Here is a 7460-nt window from a genome sequence, read left to right on the forward strand (position 1 = left end):
TATCGCGGCCATTCAAAGCGGCGCGTTGATCGGTGCAGCAACCGAGCACCTCGACACCATCAACCTGGATGTCCCGACCTCCGTGCCTGGCGTTGACACCGTCCTGCTCAACCCACGCAATACCTGGGCTGACAAAGCGTCGTACGACGAAGCAGCGAAGGCCTTGGCTGGCCTGTTCATCGAGAACTTCAAGAAGTTCGAAGTGAGCGACGCGATCAAGGCAGCGGGTCCGAAGCTGTAAGATCGGAGCCTGCCAAAAAGAAACCGCCCTTCGGGGCGGTTTTTTGTTGGCGGGTGTTTATGCCGTACGAAGTTTGGTGCATGTGCAGGCGCCCGTGTTGAAGCGGATCGCTGGTTCCTGGCTGCAACCGGATGTTGCGTCCGGCCCATGAAAGCGCTGACTACAAACTGTGGGAGCCGGCTTGCTGGCGAATGCACTGCGTCATTTGACGTCGCTTTATCCGAACCACCGCGTTCGCCAGCAAGCCGGCTTCTACGGTAGGTTAGCGTCGCTGCTACCCTCCAGCTTTCGTTGTCACCGGAAAATCCTGGGTGATGTCAAAGCTACCCTTCGCCACAACGCTTTTCGCGTTACACAGCTTCGCGTCGAACCCCGGGTGCCGCTCGCCGTGCTCGGCGGCGTAAGCAGCGGCTTCCCGGGTGCATTCGTCAGTGGGCTGCTCAGGTGAGAGCGCCGCGTTGAACTGAAACGTACCGATCAGCCGGTAGCGGTCGAGCAGAGGGTTGGGTGAGCTGAGTTTTTCGATTTTGCTGAAAATGAGTTGGACGTTGCTATTGCTGCCGCCCTTGTCAGCATCGAAATACTGATAGTAGGAACCGGTGTCATAGGACGCGCTGTTTTCATCGTGGGCAACTTCGACGCGTCCACCCTGAAACATGATCGCCTTCTTCTCCTGGTCGGGGTTGTCGAACGAGAATCCGAGGATCGGGCCGATGCTTACCTCATTGCGGTCGCCTTCGGCTTCTTGATCCGCGCTCAGTGTCAGCCAGTTGGAGCCGGGCAATTTGCCGGGCAGGAAGCCTACGGCCACTTGGTCGTCTCTGGCCTCATAGTGCAGGTTCAGCGCACCGCTGACATCGACAACCATGATCTTCTGCGGGGGCGATGCACTCGCAGTCGCCGTGGCGGGTGCTTTGGCATCATCACCGCAGCCTGAAAGAAGCGCAGCTGAGGCGGCGAGTAGCAGCGGTAGCAAGCGGGTGTTGGTTCGCGGGGCTGCGTTAGGCATGGTGTTCCGTCCGTATTCGCTGCGGTTGTCTCGACCTTAGCTCCCTATGACCGCAGAAAGCGCTGACGGGTCAATGGCTCGATGACAAATAGCAGAACGAAGAAACCGCCCCTCGGTGGGGACGGTTTCCTTGGGAATTCTTTTCGCCATCGCCGCGCTCACTCAGGAGGGCATTGGCGTTGAACGGTCCAGCCAGACAGCTGGCTTGCGGCATGCTTCATGCGCGTGTACTGAAGTTCAGCAGATATCTTTGTAAGCGCTGTCACCTTTTGCGAGGTTGGCCGCCAGGCCTTCCACCGGCACAAACGGCGCCCCCGCGACCTTACCAAATCCGGTGCTTTTGTCGGCGTGAGTGACATAGCGCTCGGTTTTATGATCTTCAACCAACACCATGTATGACTGGCTGCGCATTTTGATGAAGTCAGCCTCGTGCATGACGATGCTTTGATGAAGGCGGCTAATTTCGGTGGGTGACAGATTGAGTTTTCGTTGCAGCTTTGTGCCCCATCGGGTCAAACACACTTCGGCATAGTGCCGAACCAGCGTGCCGGGTTCGGTAAGTTGGCCTGGCCCGCTGGCCCCCGTGAGCGATGCATTACCCACCAGCGAAGCGTGACGCCCGGCCATGGGAAAAATGCTGACCTTGGTCTTGGGATCGGTTTTCGGAATGACGCAAGAAAACCCTTTAGAGCGTTCATCGCGCGCATAGAACCCGACGTACTGTTTGACGTTACTGCCAAGCGCCACTTTCTCGGGCTGATTGTTCAAAGGGCCTGGTACTGGATCAACCGCAAATATATTGACCGGTATGTGACGTGTTGCCGGATTGACCATGAGTGCGTTGGCAAGCATATGACAGCTGACCCCGCCACGACTCCAACCCACTAAGTTGATCTGTTTGGGGATCACGCCGCCTTTTCGCAAGCTCTTGATCAACTGTTGCTGAATTTGCTGCGGGCTGATGCGATTGCCATAGTCGTACTGCCGCCAGAACCAGGAGCCGTGAGCCTGCGCGTCAGGGATCGGTACGTCGGCTTTTTTGAGACGCAAATAGTCAGCCTCTGACAGCTTGGTTCTTTGCCAGTCGAATTTACCCTGAATGATTTTCACGGCGTGCTGCACATTTTCGTGCCAGCCCTTGCCGAATGCGGTGCCGGTCCAGCCAAAACCCTTAGACTCGGTGAACAACTCATCCGCTTGCAGATTGCCGCTACCCGGCCCGTCAATGATGATCCATTCCGCAAACTCGTGACCTTGAATATTGTTAGCCAAGGTCGCGATTAGTTCACCGTTCCAGTAGTTCTTATTGAGAATGTCATATTTTGTCGAACCTGTGCCGCAAAAGAAAAGTGTAAAAGTTGTCATGTTTCTAACCTCGTTGGTGGATAGGAATACCGAGGGTAGAAGACCGATGGTGAATACGCTGGCTGCGGTTGTTACTTGATGTTCTACAACGAGTTATGGCAAGTATCTGATGGTGTTAGTTATTCGCCTGTCAGGCCGAGTAATCCCGTGCCGCGGTGCAGTATTGCTCTTGCGCGAGTTTGTTCTTGTCACTCTTGTCTTTGGCGACGCGTTTGCTCCAGTCGCTGCACATATCTTTGAAGTAGGGCACGGCCGCACGGCGGCATTCGCGGTGTTCAACGCTGTCGGCGATAAAGTTCATGCAGACACTATTGGTTTCAATATGATTGTTATAAATCCGATAGCGCGCTTCATAGCGATTGCGCCCGTCAATCTCCCGAATGAACACGCCCGCCACTTCATAACGCTTTGCAGTTTCGGTCTTGGGCGTGGCGGCGACGGTCTTGTAGTTCGCCAGGTAGCGGTCTGAAACCATGCCTTGCGGACGGGAGGACTGTGAGTCGTTGGCTTGTGTGTCACCGAAACGACAGTTAATGACGTCTCGGTCGATCACGTTGCCGTCTTTCATACAGGTGTCGAGCGGCCGCGCCGTGGCGGGAGGCGAGGTGTCTGCCTTCGGTGCGATGTAAACGACCTGTTCGACGTTGCGCACCGGGGCGATGAGCTGTGCCGGTTCGGGTTCGCTGGCTTCTGCGACGAGAGGGGCGGGGATGACCGTCGCAGCCGGCTTGGGCGTCCGAAACATCTGCGCGATAAGGAACATGATTGCGATCAGCAACGCGAGGCAGATCAGGACGCTGCTCAGCGGCCAGTTGCCCTTGTTGGAGGTGCCGCTGCGCCGGGCGGGATGAGCGCCGAGCACGACGTCGAACTGATCGGGCGCCAGCCGTTGCATAATGAGCCCGTCATCCTCGGGCTGGGGTGTGGTGTGCATTGCCTCTCCTTGGCGAATCGCTTGATGTCGACCGGTTTTGAGTCGATCGGGGGTGCCTGACGTGCAGCGGTTGAATAGATTGCGCGAGATTAATCGTCGAGATGCCGTTTTGCCAGCACTTGCACGCAGTGTCCGTATCCGGGATGTATCCTGTTCGATATTTCTGTAATGGTTTAGGTGTATTGCGCCCGGACCCACCGCGCTATGGTTCACGCCCTTGCGACGGTCAAAGGAGTGGCAGCACATGCATCAAACCCTTGAGCAGGTTTTCGGTTATCGGCAATTTCGCGCCGGACAAGAGGCCGCTATCAGCGCGGTTTTGGCAGGGCGCTCCGCCGCGGCCATATTTCCCACCGGTTCCGGCAAATCCCTTTGCTATCAGCTACCGGCTTTGCTCCTGCCGCATCTGACGTTGGTGGTGTCGCCACTGTTGGCGCTTATCCAAGACCAGTTGGCGTTCCTTCAGCGACACGGCATTGCGGCTGCGAGCATTGACTCCGCGCAAAGCCGTGACGACGTCGCCGATGTCATGGCACGGGCGCGCTCCGGTGAGCTGAAAATCCTGATGATTTCCGTCGAACGCCTGAAAAATGAACGCTTCAGGCATTTCATCACTCAGGTGCCCATTTCTCTGCTGGTGGTCGACGAGGCGCACTGCATCTCCGAGTGGGGCCACAACTTCCGGCCTGATTACCTGAAACTCCCCGACTACCAGCGTGAGTTCAACATCCCCCAAGCGCTGCTTTTGACGGCCACCGCGACGCCTCAGGTAATTGACGACATGCAGAGCAAGTTCGGCATCGCGCTGGACGATGTGGTGACGACCGGGTTCTACCGGGCCAACCTCACCCTGCGGGTTGAGCCGGTGGCAGGCCGGGACAAGCGTCGGCGCCTGGTGGAGTGGCTCGGCGCACGCGCCGGGCAGCCGAGCATTGTCTACGTCACCCTGCAGAAGACCGCCGAATTCGTGGCGGCTCACCTGTCGCAGAACGGCATCCCGGCGTACGCCTATCATGCAGGTCTGCCACACGATAAGCGCGAGTCCATCCAGCGCCAGTTCATGGATGGACGGCTGAACTGCATTGTCGCCACCATCGCCTTCGGGATGGGCATCGACAAGAGTGACATCCGCAGCGTCGTGCATTTCGATTTGCCCAAATCCATCGAGAACTACAGCCAGGAAATCGGGCGTGCGGGGCGCGACGGGGCGAGGTCGGAATGTCTGGTTCTGGCCAATCGTGACAGCCTGAACGTGCTGGAGAACTTCGTGTACGGCGACACGCCGGAGCAGGAAGGCATCCGGCAGGTATTGGAAGATCTCCAGGGCGCGCGCAACGACAGTCAGTGGGAGTTTCTGCTGGCGCCTTTGTCGGACCTCAGCAACATCCGCCAACTGCCGCTCAAAACGCTGCTGGTGCAGCTGGAGCTGCGCGGCATCATTGCACCGCGTTACTCCTACTTCGCAGAGTACCGCTTCAAGTACCTGATCGAACCCCAGGTGTTGGTGCAACGGTTTGAGGGTGAGCGACGCGAGTTCGTGCAGGCGCTGACCGAAACCTCGAGCCGGGCGCGGACGTGGGCAACCGTTAACTTCGATGCGATGTATCAGCAATATCACGCCGAGCGCGGGCGAGTGGTGACGGCACTGGACTTCTTTCAGGAGAAGGGCTGGATCGAACTCGAAAGCAAACAGATGACGGAGGTCTACAGCCTCATCGCTGCCGACTTCGACGCGCCGGCGCTGAGCGAGGCGTTGCATGCCTACTTCGTCCATCACGAAAAGACCGAAGTCGCGCGCATCCATGCGATGCTCGAACTGTTTTCCAGCGAACAGTGCCTCAGTCATCGCCTGGCCCACTACTTTGGCGACGACCGTGCCCCGGAGCATTGCGGCCATTGTTCGGTGTGTGAGGGGCATGTGGCCGTTCTCCCCGAACCGCCAGCCCTGACGCCGCTGAGCGAACAGAACTTTGCGGACCTGTGCAGCGAGTTCGTCGGCAAGCACCTTGAGGTCCGAGGGCATGAGCCAGGCGCGGAGTGTCTGACGCGGTTTCTTTGTGGGATCAGCGTGCCGCTGTTTACGCGGCTCAAGGCCCGGAACATTGACGGGTTCGCGGCGCTGGAGGCGTATCCGTATGCCCAGGTGCGCGAATGGATTCAGCGCCAGATTGAATAGCACCCGCTGATTTCACAAACGACGTGGCACGACGAACAATAACGGAGGGAGCCACCATGAAAGACACCCCACAGCGCGCCGACTATCGCCACTTCCAACCGATCGTGACGCGCTGGCACGACAACGATGTGTACGGTCATATCAACAACGTGACGTACTACAGCTTTTTCGACAGCGCTGTGAACACCTACCTGATCGAACAGGGCGGGCTGGATATCCATGAAGGAGAAACGGTGGGATTTGTGGTGAGCTCGTCGTGCGACTACTTCGCGTCGATTGCCTACCCGGAGCGCATCGAGGTCGGTTTGCGGGTCGGAAAGCTTGGCAACAGCTCGGTGCAATATGAGCTGGCGGTGTTCAAGGAGGGAGATGCAGACGCACGGGCGGCAGGTCGCTTTGTGCACGTGTTCGTTGATCGTGCCTCTAATCAGCCGGTGCCGATTCCGGCGGGGTTGCGGCAGGCGCTTGAGCGGTTGGTGGTCTGATATGAAACCGGCCGCGTTATCGGCGGCCGGTGTTCATGGTTCATGGTTCATGGTTCATGGTTCATGGTTCAGGTTCGTGAGCCCAACCCGACGCTATCAGTCACGATGGTGTTTGCGATGACCGTACGCATGGCCGCGACCATGTTTGTAGTCACGACGGTCGCCACGGTAGCCACGGCCACGGTCGTCGTCACGGCGGCTTTCGTCGCCCATGTAGTTGCCGAGTGCGCCGCCCGCGCCGCCGCCTGCTGCAGCGCCGATCAGACTGCCGGTGCTGCCACCGACGCTACGGCCGATCACGTTGCCACCGGCGGCACCCAGGCCGCCGCCAATGGCAGCTTCGGTACGGTTCCGGCGGTTGGCGCCCACTGCGCCACCGGCCGCGCCGCCAAGGCCGGCGCCGATCGCCGAACCTGTGCTGCCGCCGACCTGTTGACCGACGACGGAGCCGAGTACCCCACCCAATGCACCGCCCACGCCAGCCGTTACGTTATCGCCTGCTGAGGCGAAACCGCTGACCAGTGAGAACGACAACAACAGAATCGAGGAATACTTCATGTATGGAATGCTCATAGGGATGACGCCGCGATCCTGCAATTATGAAATTAATGTCACAATCGAAATCCGACGAATAACACGACTTGTATACAAAACGCTAACTTATTGTTTTGGCTTGGGAACCTAAGCCCGGCTAACGAGTCATACGCTACTTGATAAAGGCCCGAATCTCGCGATTCGGGCCTTTTTTATGGCTGCAAGGATGGCGAGCTTGCTAGCGATGAGGCCGATACATCCGCTAAATATCCAGCGGTTGATCGGCCCCTTCGCGAGCAGGGTGGAATGCCACCCTGGTCACTCCCACAGGAACGTGCGCAGGTCAGACGATCCGCGCGGTCTCCACATGCCGCTCCAGCTTGATGGCGACGAACTTGGACGTAGGCGTGCTGCTGCCGTCGCCGACGCTCTCCAGCGGCACCAGCGGATTCACTTCCGGATAATACGCTGCAGCCTGCCCGGCCGGGATGTCGAATGGCAGCAGGGTGAAGCCCTTCACGCGACGCTCGATGTTATCGCCCCAGATCGACACGATGTCGGCTTTCTGGCCTGGCACGAAGCCCAGGCGAATGATGTCGGCCTCGTTCACGAACATCACGTCACGCTGACCTTTCACGCCGCGATAGCGGTCGTCCAGGCCATAAATGGTGGTGTTGTACTGATCGTGAGAGCGCATCGACTGCATGATCAGGTCC

General features: G+C 58.4%; 6 protein-coding genes and 2 pseudogenes. 3 read left to right on the top strand and 5 right to left on the bottom strand.

The window, feature by feature from the left end; translation table 11 throughout:
- Window positions 1-241: pseudogene (locus tag VF672_RS05445) on the top strand (phosphoenolpyruvate carboxykinase (ATP)); the annotation flags it as partial.
- 274 nt (window positions 242-515) lie between these two features.
- On the opposite strand, the gene VF672_RS05450 reads toward VF672_RS05445, so the two are convergent.
- From VF672_RS05450 to VF672_RS05460, 3 genes are all read right to left on the bottom strand, one after another.
- On the bottom strand, window positions 516-1250 hold the full coding sequence (locus VF672_RS05450) for a hypothetical protein (RefSeq protein ID WP_331102264.1): 735 nt from the start codon (window positions 1248-1250) through the stop codon (window positions 516-518).
- Window positions 1251-1487: 237 nt separating this feature from the next.
- Window positions 1488-2615, bottom strand: a complete 1128-nt coding sequence (locus VF672_RS05455; RefSeq protein ID WP_331102266.1) for a hypothetical protein — start codon at window positions 2613-2615, stop codon at window positions 1488-1490.
- Window positions 2616-2745: 130 nt separating this feature from the next.
- Window positions 2746-3549 carry a hypothetical protein gene (locus tag VF672_RS05460; RefSeq protein ID WP_331102268.1) on the bottom strand — a complete coding sequence of 268 codons (804 nt, stop codon included), beginning with the start codon at window positions 3547-3549 and terminating at the stop codon, window positions 2746-2748.
- A gap of 244 nt (window positions 3550-3793) precedes the next feature.
- On the opposite strand from VF672_RS05460, the gene VF672_RS05465 reads away from it, so the two are divergent.
- Window positions 3794-5725 carry a RecQ family ATP-dependent DNA helicase gene (locus VF672_RS05465; protein WP_331102270.1) on the top strand — a complete coding sequence of 644 codons (1932 nt, stop codon included), beginning with the start codon at window positions 3794-3796 and terminating at the stop codon, window positions 5723-5725.
- 56 nt (window positions 5726-5781) lie between these two features.
- Window positions 5782-6210 carry a thioesterase family protein gene (locus VF672_RS05470; protein WP_331102272.1) on the top strand — a complete coding sequence of 143 codons (429 nt, stop codon included), beginning with the start codon at window positions 5782-5784 and terminating at the stop codon, window positions 6208-6210.
- A 96-nt stretch (window positions 6211-6306) separates the two neighbouring features.
- On the opposite strand, the gene VF672_RS05475 is transcribed toward VF672_RS05470, so the two are convergent.
- Window positions 6307-6768: a glycine zipper domain-containing protein gene (locus VF672_RS05475; RefSeq protein ID WP_037016408.1), complete on the bottom strand. Its 462-nt coding sequence runs from the start codon at window positions 6766-6768 to the stop codon at window positions 6307-6309.
- Between the two features lie 319 nt (window positions 6769-7087).
- Window positions 7088-7460 (bottom strand): annotated as a pseudogene (locus tag VF672_RS05480) (CbbBc protein); the annotation flags it as partial.

The organism is Pseudomonas sp., assembly GCF_036387035.1.
Classification (GTDB): domain Bacteria; phylum Pseudomonadota; class Gammaproteobacteria; order Pseudomonadales; family Pseudomonadaceae; genus Aquipseudomonas.

Bases quoted from the DNA above. Each gene is read 5' to 3' on its own strand.
- VF672_RS05450 (WP_331102264.1), bottom strand. From the start codon at position 1,250: ATGCCTAACGCAGCCCCGCGAACCAACACCCGCTTGCTACCGCTGCTA.
- VF672_RS05455 (WP_331102266.1), bottom strand. From the start codon at position 2,615: ATGACAACTTTTACACTTTTCTTTTGCGGCACAGGTTCGACAAAATAT.
- VF672_RS05460 (WP_331102268.1), bottom strand. From the start codon at position 3,549: ATGCACACCACACCCCAGCCCGAGGATGACGGGCTCATTATGCAACGG.
- VF672_RS05465 (WP_331102270.1), top strand. From the start codon at position 3,794: ATGCATCAAACCCTTGAGCAGGTTTTCGGTTATCGGCAATTTCGCGCC.
- VF672_RS05470 (WP_331102272.1), top strand. From the start codon at position 5,782: ATGAAAGACACCCCACAGCGCGCCGACTATCGCCACTTCCAACCGATC.
- VF672_RS05475 (WP_037016408.1), bottom strand. From the start codon at position 6,768: ATGAAGTATTCCTCGATTCTGTTGTTGTCGTTCTCACTGGTCAGCGGT.